The organism is Bradyrhizobium sp. JHI2711 (genome assembly GCF_056156565.1).
The window spans coordinates 356,446-372,640 of sequence record NZ_JBPZPT010000001.1 but is presented as its reverse complement, the minus strand read 5'-3'; the positions used below and the strand labels follow the sequence as shown (position 1 = coordinate 372,640).

Here is a 16,195-nt window from a genome sequence, read left to right as displayed (position 1 = left end):
TAAGCCGGGTCGAGACCAAAAGGAAGTGTGGTTCCTGGCTGGCAAGGGAGGCCTTTTGCTTCAGCTCCTCCGCTCGGCTAGAACTTGCCGACCCAGTCCTGATTTGTTGCGGAGTTCGCCCGTGGCCCTGATGCCGGTTTCTGACGCGCTTGCCGCGGTGCTGGCCGGCGTCGAGCCGCTGGCTGAACAGATGGTTTGCCTCGACGAGGCCTACCATCGTGTGCTCGCCCGCGATGTCGCGGCGCGGCGCACGCAGCCGCCGGAGGCGATGTCGGCGATGGACGGCTATGCCGTGCGCACGGCCGACGCGGCAAACGATTCGAGGTTGACCGTCGTCGGCGAGGTCGCGGCGGGCCGGCCGTTCGCGGGAAGCGTCGGCCCCGGCGAAGCCGTGCGGATCTTCACCGGCGGCGTCGTTCCCGACGGCGCCGATGCCGTCGTGATCCAGGAGGACACGGCTGCCGACGGCAAACATGTGACGATCAAGGAAGCCGCCATTTTCGGCCGGCACATCCGCCCTGCAGGCGTCGACTTCCGCGAAGGCGACGTGCTGCTGCGCAAGGGAATCCGCCTCACCGAGCGCGATCTCGCCCTCGCCGCCGGAATGAATCATCCGCATCTCGCCGTCATCCGCCGCCCGAGGGTTGCCGTTCTCGCCACCGGCGACGAGCTCGTGATGCCGGGCACCACGCCTGGTCGCGGCCAGATCGTCTATTCCAACGGCTATGCCCTGCATGCGCTCGCCCGCAGCGAGGGCGCCGAGACCATCGACCTCGGAATTGCCGCCGATACACTGGAGGCGACGTCCGCCGGCATCCGCCGCGCGCGCGAGAGCGGCGCCGACATCCTGATCACGACCGGCGGTGCCTCGGTCGGCGACCACGACCTGGTCCAGCAGGCGCTCAAGGGCGAAGGCATCGCGATGGCGTTCTGGAAGATCGCGATCCGGCCGGGCAAGCCGATGATGCACGGTCGGATAGGCGCGATGCGCGTGATTGGCCTGCCCGGCAATCCCGTGTCGTCCTACGTGTGCGCCTTCCTGTTCATGGTCCCCTTGATTCGCGCCCTGTCGGGCCGTTCAGCGATTCATCATCGGCGCGAGCGCGCCGTGCTGGGCCGCGATCTCGCCGCCAACGACCAGCGCGAGGACTATCTGCGTGCGCGGCTGGAGGAGCGCGACGACGGCACGCGCGTCGCCCTTCCGGTCAGCCATCAGGACTCCTCCCTTCTTGCGAATCTCGCTGCGGCACAGGTACTTCTGGTGCGCGCACCGTTCGCGCCGAAGGCCGAGGCCGGCACGCCTTGCGAGGTGCTCCGGCTGCCCGTCTGAGCCGCCCAGCCACACGCATTCCGCGAGCTTGGCCGCGTTCACCATAAATTAAGCAGTTGCGGAACACATATCGAACATATAGTGTCCGTTCATGATTTGTTTCGAGGATGTAGCGGCTTAGTGCCGACTTCATCGTGTCGGAATCGAACGACATCAACCGGGGGACTTTGGTCGAGATGTTGACGCGCAAACAATACGAGCTTCTGCGGTTCATCAGCGAACGTCTGAAGGAAAGCGGCGTGCCGCCGTCCTTCGATGAGATGAAGGATGCGCTCGACCTGCGCTCGAAGTCAGGCATCCATCGCCTGATCACTGCGCTCGAGGAGCGCGGCTTCATTCGCCGCCTGCCCAACCGTGCCCGTGCCATCGAGGTGATCAAGCTGCCCGAGCTCCAGGCCGCCGCCGGCAATCGCCGTGGCTTCACCCCGAGCGTGATCGAGGGCAATCTCGGCAAGGTGCGCGCGAGCTCCAGCCCGCCTGCGGACGATGGCGAGCGCCCCGTCGCGGTACCCGTGATGGGCCGCATCGCCGCCGGCACGCCGATCGAGGCGCTGCAGACCCGCAGCCATACCATCAGCGTGCCGCCGGACATGCTCGGCTCGGGCGAGCACTACGCGCTCGAAGTGCGCGGCGATTCGATGGTCGAGGCCGGCATCCTCGACGGCGACATGGCGCTGATCCAGCGCAACGAGACCGCAAATACCGGCGACATCGTGGTGGCATTGATCGACGACGAGGAGGCCACGCTCAAGCGCTTCCGCCGCCGCGGCGCCTCGATCGCGCTCGAGCCCGCCAATGCCGCCTACGAGGTCCGCATTCTTCCGCCGAACCGCGTGAAGATCCAGGGCAAGTTGATCGGGCTTTATCGGAAGTACTGATACCGGAAGTCTCAAGCGCCGCGCGCGCTTCGATCGGCATCGGCGATCCAGGATCGGAGCGGATACTTGTCCGCTCCGGCCGGATGGTTTGTCTGGTTCTGCGCCAGCTGTCCGGTCCATCTTCCCGCGCGACATTCGCCCGTGCAGGCGCGCAGCAATCTCTCTCTGCTTCGCCGGTAGAGTTGTGCCGGCAGTGCTGATAGCTGCGGCCAAATGCAAGGACGCGAGGTTTGTTCCTATCGAATCCGGGAAAGATAATGTGATCGCGTGCTGCGAACGCGAGCCGCAGATTTGCCCATAACCGAGCAGAGCGTTGTATGCTTCCACTCTGATAGAGGCCTGCGCCTCGAAAGAGACGCGGGTCGCTATCCCAGCATGAGGAGCACCCGATGTGTGACTACAGCCTGCATGCCGTCGCGACGCGCCCCGCCGAAGTCGGCGAGACGATCGTCACGACAACCTTCCGCGGCACCTCGACGCGCGGTTTCGCTTCCGAAGCCGATCCCTCCGTCGCGGTCTGTCTGCTGCCGGGGACGGAGCTCGCTTTCGCCGACAATGTCCGCTACGACAACCGCTGGATCTGGACGCGCACCGTGAACTCTCGCGTCGGCAAGTTCGGCAAGATCGACCCGCACATTCCCGATCGCCATCATGACGCGATCGAATTCCCCGACGGCAAATACGTGCTGGTGACGCAGCTCGTCGAAGGCCAGCGCGCGACCGTGCTGCAATTGCCGGTGACGCAGCCAGCCCCCGAGCGCGAGCACAAGCCGCAGATCGTCGCCGACACGCGGCCCACGATCACGCGCCTGCCGATCGGCTGACGCCCTTCGGCCGACAGGCCGAGCCCGGGATTGAAATTGCCGTCGCCGGCCGAGGCCGGCGAGCCCGGTAAGTTTGTGTTTCAGGACATTCGATCGGCGAGCCCACCGCCGCGCCTCGTCGTCGCACGAAGTTTGGGCCGTGCTGCCCGCATTTTGAACGTCCGCTCCGCAGCCAAATGACCGATGCTGTCGTGGTTTGAGGCGGCGGACACGCTCGATGAAGACCTTCATTCGCGTCGTTGAACTCTGGGTACCCGAACGGACGCGCATGCGGCTGGAATTCGGCGGCGGCCTCTACGACGATGGGCTGTCCGCGTTCAAAGCCGTCAGCGAAGAGCTGCACTTCGGATATGACGAGGGACTTCCAGGCAAGGCCTGGGCCTGTGGCCACCCCGTCATCCTCACGAAATTCGCCAACTCCTATTTCAAGCGGACCGATCAGGCCGCTGCGGCCGGCCTCACCTGCGGCGTGGCGGTGCCGGTGTTCGCGGGCGAATTCCTGCAAGCCGTGCTGGTGCTGTTCTGCGGCGACGACGAGGCGCATGTCGGCGCGATCGAACTCTGGCACAACGATCCTGATCTCTCGCATGAGATGGGGCTCGTCGATGGCTATTACGGCACCGCGGACATGTTCGAATTCAACTCCCGCCACACCAGATTTCCGCGCGGCTTCGGCCTGCCCGGACGCACCTGGAAGGCGGGCCTGCCGCTGATCATCAAGGACTTGCACGACGCCAAGAGTTTCCTGCGCTGGGAGGATGCCGCCAAGGTCGGGATCAATCTCGGCGTCGGCGTGCCCTACCGAACCGGTACCGACCAGACCTGGGTTCTGACATTCCTCTCCGCGCAGGCAACGCCGATTGCACGACGCTTCGAAATCTGGGTCCCGAACGAGGACCGTTCGGCGCTGGTCTTTCGCGCCGGCGATTGCAGCGCGCAGACCGACCTCGCCGCACGCTATGCGGCGCAGTCCATCGCCAGGGGCGAAGGCAGCATCGGCGGCGCCCGGGCCGCCGGCATGCCCGCGCTCAACGACGATCTCACCTGTGACGGCTCGATCGCCGGCTCCGAAGCCTGCGCAGCCGGGCTGAGCCGAATGGTGGCCCTGCCGGTTATCGGCAACGGAAGGCTTGACGCCGTGCTGGCCTGGTATTTGTGATCCGCGTCAATCGTCGGCCTGCAAGTCGGCCTCCGATGGCGTTGCGTCCCGGTTGCGGGGCACGGCCGCCTTCGGCACGAGGCTGCCGTCGAAATCCCCCTCGCCGGCGCCGGCCGGCAGCCAGGGACGGCTTGCTCCCCTCGTCCTCACCGCCTGCACCGAAAAGCCCTCGCCGCGTCTCGTCAGAGCCAGTGCGCCCTGACTGGCAAGACGCGCCCGATCGACCACCATCGCCGCGCAATCGGGTGGCGCAGGCCGCGCCGTCACCACCAGCGCGGAGCGGCTGCAATCATCGGCCAGCGCGTCGATACGCGTCGCCAACGCGATCAGTCGTCCGTCCGCGAGCGGCGCCACGCAGCCGGACTCGTCACACGACACCCCGCTCGCCAACGAGGCGTTGCCGGCATCGCGCGGATCGGCATCGGCAGCCAACCACTCCTTCAGCAGGAAGCTGTCCTTGCTGGCGCGGATCACCTGCAAGCGCCCATCCCCGCCCCGGACCGCGACGCTCGCGCCATCCCCGGCAATCAGGATATCGGGCTGCCGCACCGACAGTCCCCAGAGGATCGCTGCCAGCAGCACCAGGGCGCCGGACCAGCGCAAGGGCGTGCGCAACAGGCCCATCACGATGAGCCCGAGGCTCGCTGCGATCAGCGGCGCGATCCCGAAGGCGGGAATGCGGCCGACGGCGCCCGGCAGGGCCGCCACCCAGCGCGCGACCAGGACCATCCACTCGATGCCGATCCCCATCAACCACCAGAACACGCCGTCGAGCCCGAAGGGCGCCGCGAGCAGCCCCAACAGCCCGGCCGGCATCACCAGCGCCGAGACCACCGGCATGGCGCCGAGATTGGCGAGCACGCCGTATGGGGTCACGCGATGGAAGTGGAAGGCGGCGTATGGCGTGGTCGCGAGCCCCGCGATCAGCGAGGCCAGGAACAGCATCGCGATCTCCCGGCCGCCCCACAACGCGATCCGCGCAGTCGCGGAATGATCGGGCGATGCGAGCAGGTTCGGCATGCCGATCTGCACCAGCGCCACCAGCCCGAGCGTTGCCGCAAACGACATCTGGAAGCTTGGATGCACCAACGCCTCCGGCGCGACCGCAAGCACGATCAGCGCGGCAACCGCCAGCGTGCGGAAGGTGATGGCGCGGCGGTCGACCATCACTGCGATCAGCACCACCGCCGTCATGAAGAACGATCTTTGCGTCGCAACCTCCGCGCCCGACAGCAACAGGTAGAACGCGGCCGCGACCAGCGCCGCGGCGGCCGACCATTTCTTGATGGCAGAGCCGGCCGCCAGCCCCGGGATCAAGGCCAGCAGCGCGCGCACCGCGAAGAAGACGACGCCGGCGACGACCGCCATGTGATAGCCGGAGATCGACAGCACATGGCCGAGTCCCGAGACGAACATGGCATCGTTCACGGGCGCGGTGATCGCATCGCGCCGCCCCGTGAGCAGCGCCGTCGCAATCGCGCGGTTGTCGCCTTCGAGCGTTGCGCGGATGCGCGCGTCGATCGCGTCGCGCAGGCCCTGCATGAAGGCGGCATAGCGCAGCCGCAGGCCGCCGCCATCCGGCGGTGTGGACGCCGTGATCGCGCCCATCACGAAGCCGGAGGCGCCGATGCCCTGGAAGAACATGTCGCGCGAGAAATCATAGCTGCCGGGGCGCACCGGCGAGATCGGCGGCATCAGCCGCGCCTTCAATTGCACGAAGCTGCCGACCTCCGGCGCCGTGCCCTTGCGCACCGAGAGGCGGACGCGCTCGAGCTTGACGTCGCTGCGCTGCGCCTCCATCGCGCTGACGCGCAGCACGAAGCGATCGGTGCGCTCGCGGATGTCGCGCGCTTCCACGAAGCCCGACAGCGACACCGAATAGAGCGGTTTTGCCAAAACGGTGTGCGCGATACGCGCGGTCTTCCAGGTCGCCACGGCAAAACCAGCCGCGACCGCCGCGAGCATGATGGCGGGCGCAAACAGCCGGCTCCGCCGGAGCAGCACCGCGCCGAGCATCAGCGCGATGGCTGTGGCGGCAACCACCCACAGCACCGGCTCATGATCGGCGGCGAAATAAAGCGCAATGCCGCCGCCGAAGGCGACCGGCACCCACGGCAACAGCCGGCCAGGCCCGGCCTCGCCCCGAGCCCATTGGCGCAGCGTCTCGATGATCGCCGGCCAGATGCCAAAGCCCACCGGCGCAAAACCGCCGGCCGGGGTAGCGCGGCCGACCGGCCACGTCCCGGCAACTCCCTGGGACCGTCCTGGCCGGCCCGGCTCCGCCATTCCCCTGCACCTTACGATACGCGACGGCTGCGGAGGCTACCGGACCGTGCGGCTGCACGAATAGCGGTACGGATCGGGAACAGGCGAAGAGCGCCCTACTTTTCTCCGGGCTGGCGCCCGTTGCTAGATCAGCGGCGCCTGCGAGGAGGCGTGGTGATTGACGATCTTCCACTCGCCGTCCTCGCGGATGATGACCCAGCTCATTTTGACGACGAGATCATCCCGCTCGCCCGCGAGATCGAACGTGATCTTCGCGGCCATGTTGATCAGATCAGGGCCGGCCTGCGCGGCGTGCACATCGGAGAACGCGGCGCTTGGCCTGCGCCAGCGCGGCAGGCCGTTGAAGTATTCGGCGACGCCGTCCCGGCCGCGATAGAGCTTCGGGTTGGAGCCGAAGAAGAATGCGTCCTTCGCATAGAGCGAGGACAGCGCGGCCGCATCGAGCGTCGCGAAGCCGGCGCACCATTTCGCGATGATGGCGGAAACGATGGCGTCGGCCTCGCTGCTCATGTCCTGCTCAGCCCTTCTCAACCCTTGGCGACTTCCTTCGCGAACGTGTCGCGCAGACCGATCGTGCGCGAGAACACCGGCTTGCCGGGCGTCGAGTCCTTGTCACGCACGAAATAGCCCTGGCGCTCGAACTGCATCGGCTCGGTCGAATTGCTCTCCGCAACGGACGCCTCGACCCGCGCATCGGCGAGGATCTCCAGCGAGTTCGGGTTGAGATCGGTCGCGAAGTTCGAGGCATCCGGGCTCGGATTGGCGAACAGCTGGTTGTAGATGCGGATCTCCGCCGGCTTGGAGGCCGCCGCCGGCAGCCAGTGCATGGTCGCCTTGACCTTGCGGCCGTCGGGCGCGTTGCCGCCCTTGGTCGCGGGATCATAGGTGCAGCGCAGCTCCACCACCTCACCCTTGTCGTTCTTGATCACGCCGGTACACTTGACGAAATAGGCATAGCGCAGCCGCACCTCGTTGCCAGGCGACAGGCGGAAGAACTTCTTCGGCGGGTTCTCCATGAAGTCGTCCTGCTCGATATAGAGCTCACGGCCGAACGTGATCTTCCGCGTGCCGGCCGAGGGATCGTCGGGATGATTGATCGCCTCGAGCTCCTCGGTCTGCCCTTCCGGATAATTCTCGATCACCACCTTGAGCGGCTTCAAGACCGCCATGCGCCGCTGCGCCGTGCGGTTCAGCTCCTCGCGGATGCAGAACTCCAGCATGCCGACATCGACCACGCTGTTGGCTTTGGCGACGCCGATGCGCTTGACGAACTCGCGAAGTGCAGCCGGCGGCACGCCGCGGCGACGCATGCCCGCCATGGTCGGCATGCGCGGATCGTCCCAGCCCGCGACATGGCCGTCGCGGACGAGCTGGGTCAGCACGCGCTTGGACAGCAGCGTATAGGTGAGATTCAGCCGCGCGAATTCGTACTGATGCGGCTGTGAGGGCACCGGCAGCTTCTCGATGAACCAGTCGTAGAGCGGTCGGTGGTCCTCGAACTCCAGCGTGCAGATCGAATGCGTGATGCCTTCGATGGCATCCGACTGGCCGTGGGCATAGTCGTAGCTCGGGTAGATGCACCATGCGTTGCCGGTGCGCGGATGGTGCGCATGCAGGATGCGGTACAGCACTGGGTCGCGCAGATTGATGTTGCCCGCGGCCATGTCGATCTTGGCCCGCAGCACGCGCGCGCCGTTGGGGAATTCGCCCGCCTTCATGCGGCGGAACAGGTCGAGGTTCTCCTCCACGGAGCGTTCGCGGAACGGCGAATTCTTGCCGGGCTCGGTCAACGTGCCGCGCGAGAGGCGGATCTCCTCCTGGGTCTGGTCGTCGACATAAGCGAGGCCGTCGCGGATCAGCTGCTCCGCCCATTCGTACAGGCGGTCGAAATAGTCCGAGGCGAAGAACAGGTTCTTGCCCCAGTCAAAGCCGAGCCAGCGCACGTCGGCCTGGATTGAATCGATATATTCCTGCTCTTCCTTGACCGGGTTGGTGTCGTCGAAGCGCAGGTGGCAGCGGCCCGGAAACTCCTGGGCGACGCCGAAGTTGAGTGCGATCGACTTGGCGTGGCCGATATGCAAGTAGCCGTTCGGCTCCGGCGGGAACCGGGTCACGATCTCCTTGTATTTGCCCTGATCGAGGTCGGCCTGGATGATGTCACGAATGAAATCGCGCCCAACCTCAGCTGCCACCGGTTCTATCATTACGAAAATCCTGTAGGGAAATCAGCGGTCCTTCTGCCAAATTCGCGTGGCCGCGCCAAGAGCTTACAAGAGCTTAAGCAAGGCCTGCCGGGTCCGCCGTCGCCCTTTAGTTATGTCCCGTTCCTGCTATACACCACCGCCTCCAATGCATAGGCCCTGCCAAGAATGTCCGATTCCGTCGTCACGCGCTTCGCTCCCTCGCCGACCGGCTTCCTCCATATCGGGGGCGCCCGCACGGCGCTGTTCAACTGGCTCTATGCCAAGAAGCACGGCGGCAAGATGCTGCTGCGGATCGAGGACACCGACCGGGAACGCTCCACGGAAGCGGCGATCGGCGCCATCCTCGACGGGTTGAAGTGGCTCGAGCTCGGCTGGGACGGCGAGGTCATCTACCAGTTCGCCCGCGCCGCCCGGCACCGCGAGGTCGCCGAGCAGCTGCTCGCCGATGGCAAGGCCTACCGTTGCTACGCCACCGCCGAAGAGCTCGCCGCCATGCGCGAGAAGGCGCGCAGCGAGGGGCGCACCCGCCTCTATGACGGCATGTGGCGCGACCGCGACGCGGCCACGGCTCCGAGCCACGTCAAGCCCACCATCCGCCTGCGCGCGCCGCAGACCGGCGAGACCGTGATCGAGGACCAGGTCCAGGGCCGCGTGGTCTGGCAGAACGAGAACCTCGACGATCTCGTCCTGCTGCGCGGCGACGGCAACCCGACCTACATGCTCGCCGTGGTGGTCGACGACCACGACATGGGCGTCACCCATGTGATCCGCGGCGACGACCACCTGATCAACGCCGCCCGCCAGAAGCAGATCTACGATGCGATGGACTGGGAGCTGCCCAGCATGTCCCATATCCCGCTGATCCACGGCCCGGACGGCTCGAAACTCTCCAAGCGGCACGGCGCGCTCGGCGTCGATGCCTACCGCGCGATGGGGTACCTGCCGGCTGCGCTGCGCAACTACCTGGTCCGGCTCGGCTGGAGCCACGGCGACCAGGAGATCTTCTCGACCGAGGAGATGATCGACGCGTTCGATCTCGGCAGCGTCGGCCGCGCCGCCGCCCGCTTCGATTTCGCCAAGCTGGAAAACCTCAACGGCCACTACATCCGCCACGCCGACGATCAATCGCTCGTGAAGATGTTCGAGGACGTGCTCGACCACGTCGTGCCGAGCCGCGACGAGATCAAGGCCAAGTTAAACGACACCACGCGCGCGCAGCTGCTCAAGGCCATGCCGGCGCTCAAGGAGCGCGCCAAGACATTGATCGAGCTGATCGACGGCGCCCATTTCATCTTCGCCGACCGGCCGCTGGCGCCGGATCCCAAGGCGCAGGCGCTGTTGACGCCCGAGAACCGCAAGCTGATCGGCCAGCTACATTCCGCGCTGGAGAAAGTCGAGACGTGGAGCGGCGCCACCACCGAGGCCGCGCTGCGCGCCTTTGCCGAGGAAAATAGTCTCAAGCTCGGCGCGGTCGCCCAGCCGCTTCGGGCGGCGCTCACCGGACGGACGACGTCCCCTGGTATATTTGAGGTTTTGGAGGTGCTTGGACGCCAGGAAAGCCTCGGCCGGCTTAGGGATCAGTCTACGACGTAAGTCGACCATGCGTGCGGCGATCTTGCAGCGCACATAGCAATAATATACCCATCTCCCCCACATTCTGGAACATCCGGCCTGCCCCCATGGTCGCCCTGGGGGTCTCCGGCTCCGGCCCGTCTCACCACACATCGGGGACCTCTGATGGACGCAAAAGAAAGCCCAAAGACCGCGACGCTGACGGTCGGAAACAAGAATTTCGATCTTCCGATCCTCAGCGGCAGCGTCGGGCCTGACGTCATCGATATCGGCAAGCTCTACGGCCAGTCCGGCCTGTTCACCTACGATCCGGGCTTTACCTCGACCGCGAGCTGCCAGTCCAAGATCACCTATATCGACGGCGACGCGGGCGTGCTGGAATACCGCGGCTACCCGATCGAGCAGCTCGCCGAGCATGGCGACTTCCTGGAGACCTGCTACCTCCTGCTCTACGGCAACCTGCCGACCGCCGCGCAGAAGAAGGATTTCGACTACCGCGTGACCCATCACACGATGGTGCACGAGCAGATGGCCCGTTTCTTCCAGGGCTTCCGCCGCGACGCCCATCCGATGGCGATCATGGTCGCGGCCGTCGGCGCGCTGGCCGCGTTCTATCACGATAGCACCGACATCAACGATCCGAAGCAGCGCATGATCGCCTCGATGCGCATGATCGCGAAGATCCCGACGCTGGCTGCGATGGCCTACAAATACACCGTCGGCCAGCCCTTCGTTTATCCGAAGAACTCGCTCGGCTTTGCCGAGAACTTCCTGAACATGTGCTTCGCGGTGCCTTGCGAAGACTACAAGGTCAGCCCGGTGCTCGCCGACGCGCTGGAGAAGATCTTCATCCTGCACGCCGACCACGAGCAGAACGCCTCGACCTCGACGGTGCGCATCGCCGGCTCCTCGGGCGCCAACCCGTTCGCCTGCATCGCGGCCGGCATCGCCTGCCTCTGGGGCCCGGCCCATGGCGGCGCCAACGAAGCCGCGCTGAACATGCTCTATCAGATCGGCACGGTCGACAAGATCCCCGAGTTCATCGCCAAGGTGAAGGACAAGAATTCCGAAGTCCGCCTGATGGGCTTCGGCCACCGGGTCTACAAGAACTACGATCCGCGCGCCAAGATCATGCAGAAGATGTGTCATGCCGTGCTCAAGGAGACCGGCCATGGCGACGATCCGATGCTGAAGGTGGCGATGGAGCTCGAGAAGATCGCGCTCAGCGACCAGTACTTCATCGACCGCAAGCTCTACCCGAACGTGGACTTCTATTCGGGCATCACGCTGAAGGCGATGGGCTTCCCGGTCTCGATGTTCACCGTGCTGTTCGCGGTCGCCCGCACCGTCGGCTGGATCAGCCAGTGGAGCGAGATGATCGAGGATCCCCAGCAGAAGATCGGCCGCCCGCGCCAGCTCTACACCGGCGTCGCCAAGCGCGATTACGTGCCGATCGACAAGCGCTAACGTCGGCCATCACGCCTTTCGCAGCGGCGCCATCGCAAGATGGCGCCGTTTTGTTTGCGCCCGCACTTTCCCTCGTGCTGCCACGCACAACAACAAGTCCATGCTCACGGCGGCAAGCGCCTTGACAGCCTAAATGCTCCGCGCGCATTCTTACTCTAAGTAAGAATGACGACAGGGATGGAAATGCCGGAGCAGCCGAGAAGTCGGCGGCAGACGCGCGCTGCCATTTTGACTCATCTGCTTCAGTCGGGCGGCTCGTTTCGTCCGCCGCTGGCCAAGGCCGTGCGTCTGTCGGAAGCGAGCCTGTCGCGCATCCTGCTCGACCTGAAGGCCGAGGGTCTGATCGAGGAAGTGCGGCGCCCTGCCCCTTACGTCGGCGGCCCGACCGGTCTCGTGTCGCTGGACGGCGCGGTGGCGCTGGCAGCCTTCGAGCTGACGACGCAGCGGCTCAGCGTCGGGGTCGGCGGCCTGTCGGGTGAGCTGCACTACACCGAGCGTGTGCCGCTCCCGAAGACGCCTGACGTCGAGACCGTCGGCCGGGCATTTCGCGAAGCGATGACGTTGTTGCGCGACTGGACGCGGCGCCGCCGGATCACCCTCTCGCAGATCGGCGTCTCGATTCCCGGCCTCGGCCGTCTCAGCATATCGGCCAATCCGATCATTCCCTGCGACGTCGCTCGCATCAGCGACATGTTCGGCGAGATGTTCGCCGGCGTGCCGCTCGAATTCACCAATTCGGTCGTCGCGCATGCCACCTTTCACCGCTGCCGCACGGAAAACTACCCGTTCAACGACACGCATCTGTTCGTGCTCGTCAGCCACGGCGTCGCCGGCGCCTGGATGGATGATCCGGCCGAGACCGATGCTCTGCAGCCGATCGAGCTCGGCCACATGGTGTTCGGGCCTGACGGACCGCGCTGCCGCTGCGGACATCACGGCTGCGTCGAGGCCTATACGTCGATTCCCGCGCTGGCTGCGCTTCTCGGCGTTTCCGAGACCGAGCTGCTCCAGCTCGGCAACGAATGGGTCAACACGGTCCCGATCTCATCGCGCGTGCGGCAGGATTTGCGCCGTCGGCTGTTCCGGCTCGGCCTTGCGATCGGCAATACGCTGAACGTCAAGCCGTGCGGCGGCGTTGCGATCAGCGGCTGGCCGTCGCTTCTCGCTGAAGAGGATCGGCAAGCACTGGTCGATGGGATCGACGCCTGCCTGCTGGGCGGACGCAAACTGGCGCAGGTCTCCCTCGCCTTCGTGCCGCCGTCGACCGGCAACGATCCGCAGGCTGCGCTCGCCTTCGCCGCCTTTTGTCTCGCCAGCCGTGGCGGCATGCCCGCGGCATCGACGGAGGCGGCCTGACATGCGCTGAGCCCAAACGGCCTGTAAAGCGCGAAAGATTTCACACCGGGAGGAACTGCCATGCCGATCACAACAACAAGGCGTCGTCTGCTCGCTGGCTCCGCTGCCGCGCTCGCCTTTCCGCACCTTGCCCGCGCGCAAGGCGCGGCCAAGCCGCGACTGACCGCGATCTCGCAATGGTCGGCGGGCAGCGACGGGGCGGCCATTACGGCGCTCGGCAAGAAATTCGAGGAGAAGGGCGGCGTTTGGCAGCACTCGCCCGTCCCCGGCTTCACCACCGAGATGATGAACAAGCTGCGCGCGCAGATCATGGCCGGCGATCCGCCGGCTTGCTCGCAGCTCAAGGGGCCCGAGATTGCGGCCTGGTCGAAGATTGCGCCCACCGTCAATCTCGATGCCCTCGTCGCGGCCGCCGGCTACGAGAAGGTCGTCGCTCCGGACCTTGCAAAGCTGCACAAGCCCGGCGGCAAATGGATTGCGCTGCCGCTACAGATCTACAGCACCAACATGCTCTTCCTGTCCAAGCGCGCGATGGACAAGGCGAAGGCGGACAAGGTCCCCGTCACCTGGGCCGACTTCAACGACCTCGCCGAAAAGATGAAGGCGGGCGGAGTCGCCTCTCCTATCGCCAATGGCGGCACCCGCCCGGACGACGGACAGAAATTCGAGGCGGCTCTCGCGGGCATCAGTCCGCTCGCCTATCGCGCGGCCATCATGAATCTCGAGAAGAAGGCCCTCGAGGGTCCGGAGATCAAGGCCGCGTTCGCCCAGGTCCGCAAGATCGCCGACTGGATGGACCCCAACGTCGGCGCCCAGCATTTCTCGACCAACCTGAAGCGCTTCATCGACGGCGACATGGGCATGATGATCATGGGCGGATGGGCGCAGGGCGTATTGCGCAATGCCGGCTTCAAGCTCGAGGACTTCATGATTGCGCCAGGCCCGAGCGACAACGGCAAGCCGGTCTTCCTGTTGAATGCCGACGCCTTCATCTTCTGGCAGCGCAAGGAGGCGGACCTGCAAGCCGGCCAGACCCTGATGGCTCAGCTCGTCATGGATCCGGCGATCCAGACCATGTACTCGCAGATCACCGGCTCCATCCCCGTGCGCACTGACGTCGATCTATCAGGCGAAGGCTGGTCAGAGGGGCAACGAACAACCTCGAAGGCCTTGAAGGAGGCCATCGCCAGCAATCAGGCCGTCCTCAGCATGGCGCACAACATGGCGCAGGAAAACGGAATGACCGCGGCGATGATCGACGTAATCACAGAGTACGTGAAGAACAAGACGATCAAGCCGGAGCAGGCGGCCACCCGCCTCGCCGAGGCCGTCGAGGGCGCGCGTTGAGCAATGCCGCCACGATGAGACCGGGCCGGCCGGCGCTTCCCGAATGGGTGCGCCGGCTGCCCGAATATCTGACGATCTGGGTGCCGCTGCTGCTGTCGGCGGCGCACCTCGTCTCGTTTTCGCTCTGGACGATCTGGATCTCGTTCACGCCGTCCACCCTCGTTCCCGTTGCGGGCTGGGTCGGCTTGCGCAACTACACGGCGGTCACGGCATCGCGCAACTGGCAAATCGCCTTCGACAATTTGCTGCTGTTCGGCAGCGCTTTCGTGCTGCTGAGCGCAGCGACCGGCCTCATCCTCGCGATCCTGCTCGATCAGCGCATTCGTGGCGAGAACGTGCTGCGCTCCATCTTCCTCTATCCCCTGGCGGTGTCCTTCGTGGTCACCGGCACGGTCTGGAGCTGGCTGCTCAATCCCGGTCTCGGGATCCAGAAGCTGGTGCACGACCTCGGCTGGACCTCTTTTAAGTTCGACTGGCTGATCGACCGCGACATGGCGATCTGGACCATTGTCATCGCCGCGATCTGGCAATCCTGCGGCTTTGCCATGGCGCTGTTCCTTGCCGGCCTTCGCTCGGTCGATCCCGACATCATCAAGGCCGCGCAGATCGACGGCGCGGGACCGGTCCGAACCTACCGGCGTATCATCCTGCCGTCGCTGTGGCCGATCACGGTCACCGTCGTGGTGATCCAGTTGCAGTTCGCGATCTCGACCTTCGATCTCGTGCGCGCACTCACCAACGGCGGACCAGGAATCGCGACCCAGCTGCCGGCACTCGTCGTCTACGACCTGATGTTCCAGCGCAGCCTGCTCGGCCGCGGCGCGGCGGCGGCCGTGCTGATGTTGCTCATTCTTCTCGCGGTGCTGCTGCCCTACGCGGCGTGGCGATACATCCAGCGACGGCGAGGCGCCCATGCCTGACCGCAGCTTCGCACCGACCCGGATCCTGATCTATCTCGCCGTCTTCTTGATCGCCGCGGCCTGGCTCGCGCCGCTCGTGGTCGTGGTGCTGAACTCGCTGCGGACCAACGAGGAGATCGCGCAGGGATCGATGATCGGCTGGCCGCAGCATCTGTCCTGGAGCAACTACGCCGCAGCCTGGAGCGGCTTCTGTGTCGCCGAGACCTGCGCCGGCATCCGGCCCTACATGCTGAACTCCGCGCTGGTCACGATTCCCGCCACGATCTTCTCCACCCTGCTCGGCGCAATCGCCGGTTACGCCGTGTCGCTCTGGCGCTTCCGAGGCGACAACTGGATCTATGGCATCGTGACGCTTGGCCTGTTCCTCCCCCAGCAGATGCGCCTGTTGCCCTGGACCATCGTGCTGCGGGACATCGGCCTCATCAACACGCTGACCGGCCTCGTGCTGATTCACACCATTCAGGGGCTCTCATTCACCACGCTGTTCTGCCGGAATTATTATGTCGCCATTCCCCATGAACTGATCAGGGCCGCCCGCATCGACGGCGCCGGCTTCTTCCGCATCTTCTGGCGCATCATCCTGCCGCTCTCAGGTCCCATCCTGATCGTCACGGTGATCTGGCAGTTCACCCATATCTGGAACGAGTTCCTCTATGGCGTGACGTTCACCACCGGCCAGCAGCAGCCCGTCACCGCAGCGCTTATCGCGCTGTCCGCCGCCGTCGCGGATATCCCGCAGCATGGCGTGCAGAGCGCAGCGGTGATCATCGCCGCGCTGCCCACGCTGTTGATCTACCTGCTCGGCGGCAAGTACTTCGTCCGCGGCCTGACTGCCGGGGCCGTGAAATGATG

The 16,195-nt window shown here is 65.5% G+C and carries 13 protein-coding genes; 10 read left to right on the top strand and 3 right to left on the bottom strand.

Annotation, left to right across the window (positions count from 1 at the left end):
* The first annotated feature begins 121 nt into the window (after positions 1-121).
* The 4 genes from ACTEK7_RS01785 (at position 122) to ACTEK7_RS01770 (ending at position 4,191) form a co-directional block, all read left to right on the top strand.
* Positions 122-1,330 carry a molybdopterin molybdotransferase MoeA gene (locus tag ACTEK7_RS01785; RefSeq protein ID WP_225147133.1) on the top strand — a complete coding sequence of 403 codons (1,209 nt, stop codon included), beginning with the start codon at positions 122-124 and terminating at the stop codon, positions 1,328-1,330.
* Between the two features lie 176 nt (positions 1,331-1,506).
* Positions 1,507-2,208 carry a transcriptional repressor LexA gene (gene lexA, locus ACTEK7_RS01780; protein ID WP_225147134.1) on the top strand — a complete coding sequence of 234 codons (702 nt, stop codon included), beginning with the start codon at positions 1,507-1,509 and terminating at the stop codon, positions 2,206-2,208.
* A gap of 389 nt (positions 2,209-2,597) precedes the next feature.
* On the top strand, positions 2,598-3,032 hold the full coding sequence (locus tag ACTEK7_RS01775) for a hypothetical protein (protein ID WP_025036527.1): 435 nt from the start codon (positions 2,598-2,600) through the stop codon (positions 3,030-3,032).
* A 217-nt stretch (positions 3,033-3,249) separates the two neighbouring features.
* Positions 3,250-4,191 (top strand): GAF domain-containing protein, encoded by a 942-nt coding sequence (locus tag ACTEK7_RS01770; RefSeq protein WP_225147135.1) that lies wholly within the window; start codon positions 3,250-3,252, stop codon positions 4,189-4,191.
* 6 nt (positions 4,192-4,197) lie between these two features.
* On the opposite strand, the gene ACTEK7_RS01765 is transcribed toward ACTEK7_RS01770, so the two are convergent.
* The 3 genes from ACTEK7_RS01765 to ACTEK7_RS01755 all read right to left on the bottom strand — a co-directional run bounded on the left by ACTEK7_RS01765 (position 4,198) and on the right by ACTEK7_RS01755 (position 8,681).
* On the bottom strand, positions 4,198-6,477 hold the full coding sequence (locus ACTEK7_RS01765) for a ComEC/Rec2 family competence protein (protein WP_225147136.1): 2,280 nt from the start codon (positions 6,475-6,477) through the stop codon (positions 4,198-4,200).
* Between the two features lie 123 nt (positions 6,478-6,600).
* The gene (locus ACTEK7_RS01760; RefSeq protein WP_225147137.1) at positions 6,601-6,987 is read right to left on the bottom strand and encodes an SgcJ/EcaC family oxidoreductase; all 387 of its coding nucleotides are present in this window, start codon (positions 6,985-6,987) and stop codon (positions 6,601-6,603) included.
* A 17-nt stretch (positions 6,988-7,004) separates the two neighbouring features.
* Positions 7,005-8,681 carry a glutamine--tRNA ligase/YqeY domain fusion protein gene (locus ACTEK7_RS01755; RefSeq protein ID WP_036025217.1) on the bottom strand — a complete coding sequence of 559 codons (1,677 nt, stop codon included), beginning with the start codon at positions 8,679-8,681 and terminating at the stop codon, positions 7,005-7,007.
* 165 nt (positions 8,682-8,846) lie between these two features.
* Between ACTEK7_RS01755 and gltX the strand changes: the two genes are divergently transcribed.
* The 6 genes from gltX to ACTEK7_RS01725 all read left to right on the top strand — a co-directional run bounded on the left by gltX (position 8,847) and on the right by ACTEK7_RS01725 (position 16,193).
* Entirely contained in the window at positions 8,847-10,274 is a 1,428-nt protein-coding gene (gene gltX / locus ACTEK7_RS01750) for a glutamate--tRNA ligase (protein ID WP_036025218.1), read from the top strand.
* Positions 10,275-10,418: 144 nt separating this feature from the next.
* Positions 10,419-11,720: a citrate synthase gene (gene gltA, locus ACTEK7_RS01745; RefSeq protein ID WP_036009984.1), complete on the top strand. Its 1,302-nt coding sequence runs from the start codon at positions 10,419-10,421 to the stop codon at positions 11,718-11,720.
* 177 nt (positions 11,721-11,897) lie between these two features.
* Positions 11,898-13,076 (top strand): ROK family transcriptional regulator, encoded by a 1,179-nt coding sequence (locus ACTEK7_RS01740; RefSeq protein ID WP_193375100.1) that lies wholly within the window; start codon positions 11,898-11,900, stop codon positions 13,074-13,076.
* A gap of 60 nt (positions 13,077-13,136) precedes the next feature.
* On the top strand, positions 13,137-14,423 hold the full coding sequence (locus tag ACTEK7_RS01735) for an ABC transporter substrate-binding protein (protein WP_036025220.1): 1,287 nt from the start codon (positions 13,137-13,139) through the stop codon (positions 14,421-14,423).
* Between the two features lie 14 nt (positions 14,424-14,437).
* Entirely contained in the window at positions 14,438-15,343 is a 906-nt protein-coding gene (locus ACTEK7_RS01730) for a carbohydrate ABC transporter permease (RefSeq protein WP_085972169.1), read from the top strand.
* Positions 15,336-16,193, top strand: a complete 858-nt coding sequence (locus ACTEK7_RS01725; RefSeq protein ID WP_036025225.1) for a carbohydrate ABC transporter permease — start codon at positions 15,336-15,338, stop codon at positions 16,191-16,193. Before ACTEK7_RS01730 ends, ACTEK7_RS01725 begins: the two co-directional genes overlap by 8 nt.
* Positions 16,194-16,195 lie beyond the last annotated feature (2 nt).

Bases quoted from the DNA above. Each gene is read 5' to 3' on its own strand.
- ACTEK7_RS01725 (WP_036025225.1), top strand. From the start codon at position 15,336: ATGCCTGACCGCAGCTTCGCACCGACCCGGATCCTGATCTATCTCGCC.
- gltX (WP_036025218.1), top strand. From the start codon at position 8,847: ATGTCCGATTCCGTCGTCACGCGCTTCGCTCCCTCGCCGACCGGCTTC.
- ACTEK7_RS01760 (WP_225147137.1), bottom strand. From the start codon at position 6,987: ATGAGCAGCGAGGCCGACGCCATCGTTTCCGCCATCATCGCGAAATGG.
- ACTEK7_RS01740 (WP_193375100.1), top strand. From the start codon at position 11,898: ATGGAAATGCCGGAGCAGCCGAGAAGTCGGCGGCAGACGCGCGCTGCC.
- gltA (WP_036009984.1), top strand. From the start codon at position 10,419: ATGGACGCAAAAGAAAGCCCAAAGACCGCGACGCTGACGGTCGGAAAC.
- lexA (WP_225147134.1), top strand. From the start codon at position 1,507: ATGTTGACGCGCAAACAATACGAGCTTCTGCGGTTCATCAGCGAACGT.
- ACTEK7_RS01755 (WP_036025217.1), bottom strand. From the start codon at position 8,681: ATGATAGAACCGGTGGCAGCTGAGGTTGGGCGCGATTTCATTCGTGAC.
- ACTEK7_RS01770 (WP_225147135.1), top strand. From the start codon at position 3,250: ATGAAGACCTTCATTCGCGTCGTTGAACTCTGGGTACCCGAACGGACG.
- ACTEK7_RS01730 (WP_085972169.1), top strand. From the start codon at position 14,438: ATGAGACCGGGCCGGCCGGCGCTTCCCGAATGGGTGCGCCGGCTGCCC.
- ACTEK7_RS01765 (WP_225147136.1), bottom strand. From the start codon at position 6,477: ATGGCGGAGCCGGGCCGGCCAGGACGGTCCCAGGGAGTTGCCGGGACG.
- ACTEK7_RS01775 (WP_025036527.1), top strand. From the start codon at position 2,598: ATGTGTGACTACAGCCTGCATGCCGTCGCGACGCGCCCCGCCGAAGTC.
- ACTEK7_RS01735 (WP_036025220.1), top strand. From the start codon at position 13,137: ATGCCGATCACAACAACAAGGCGTCGTCTGCTCGCTGGCTCCGCTGCC.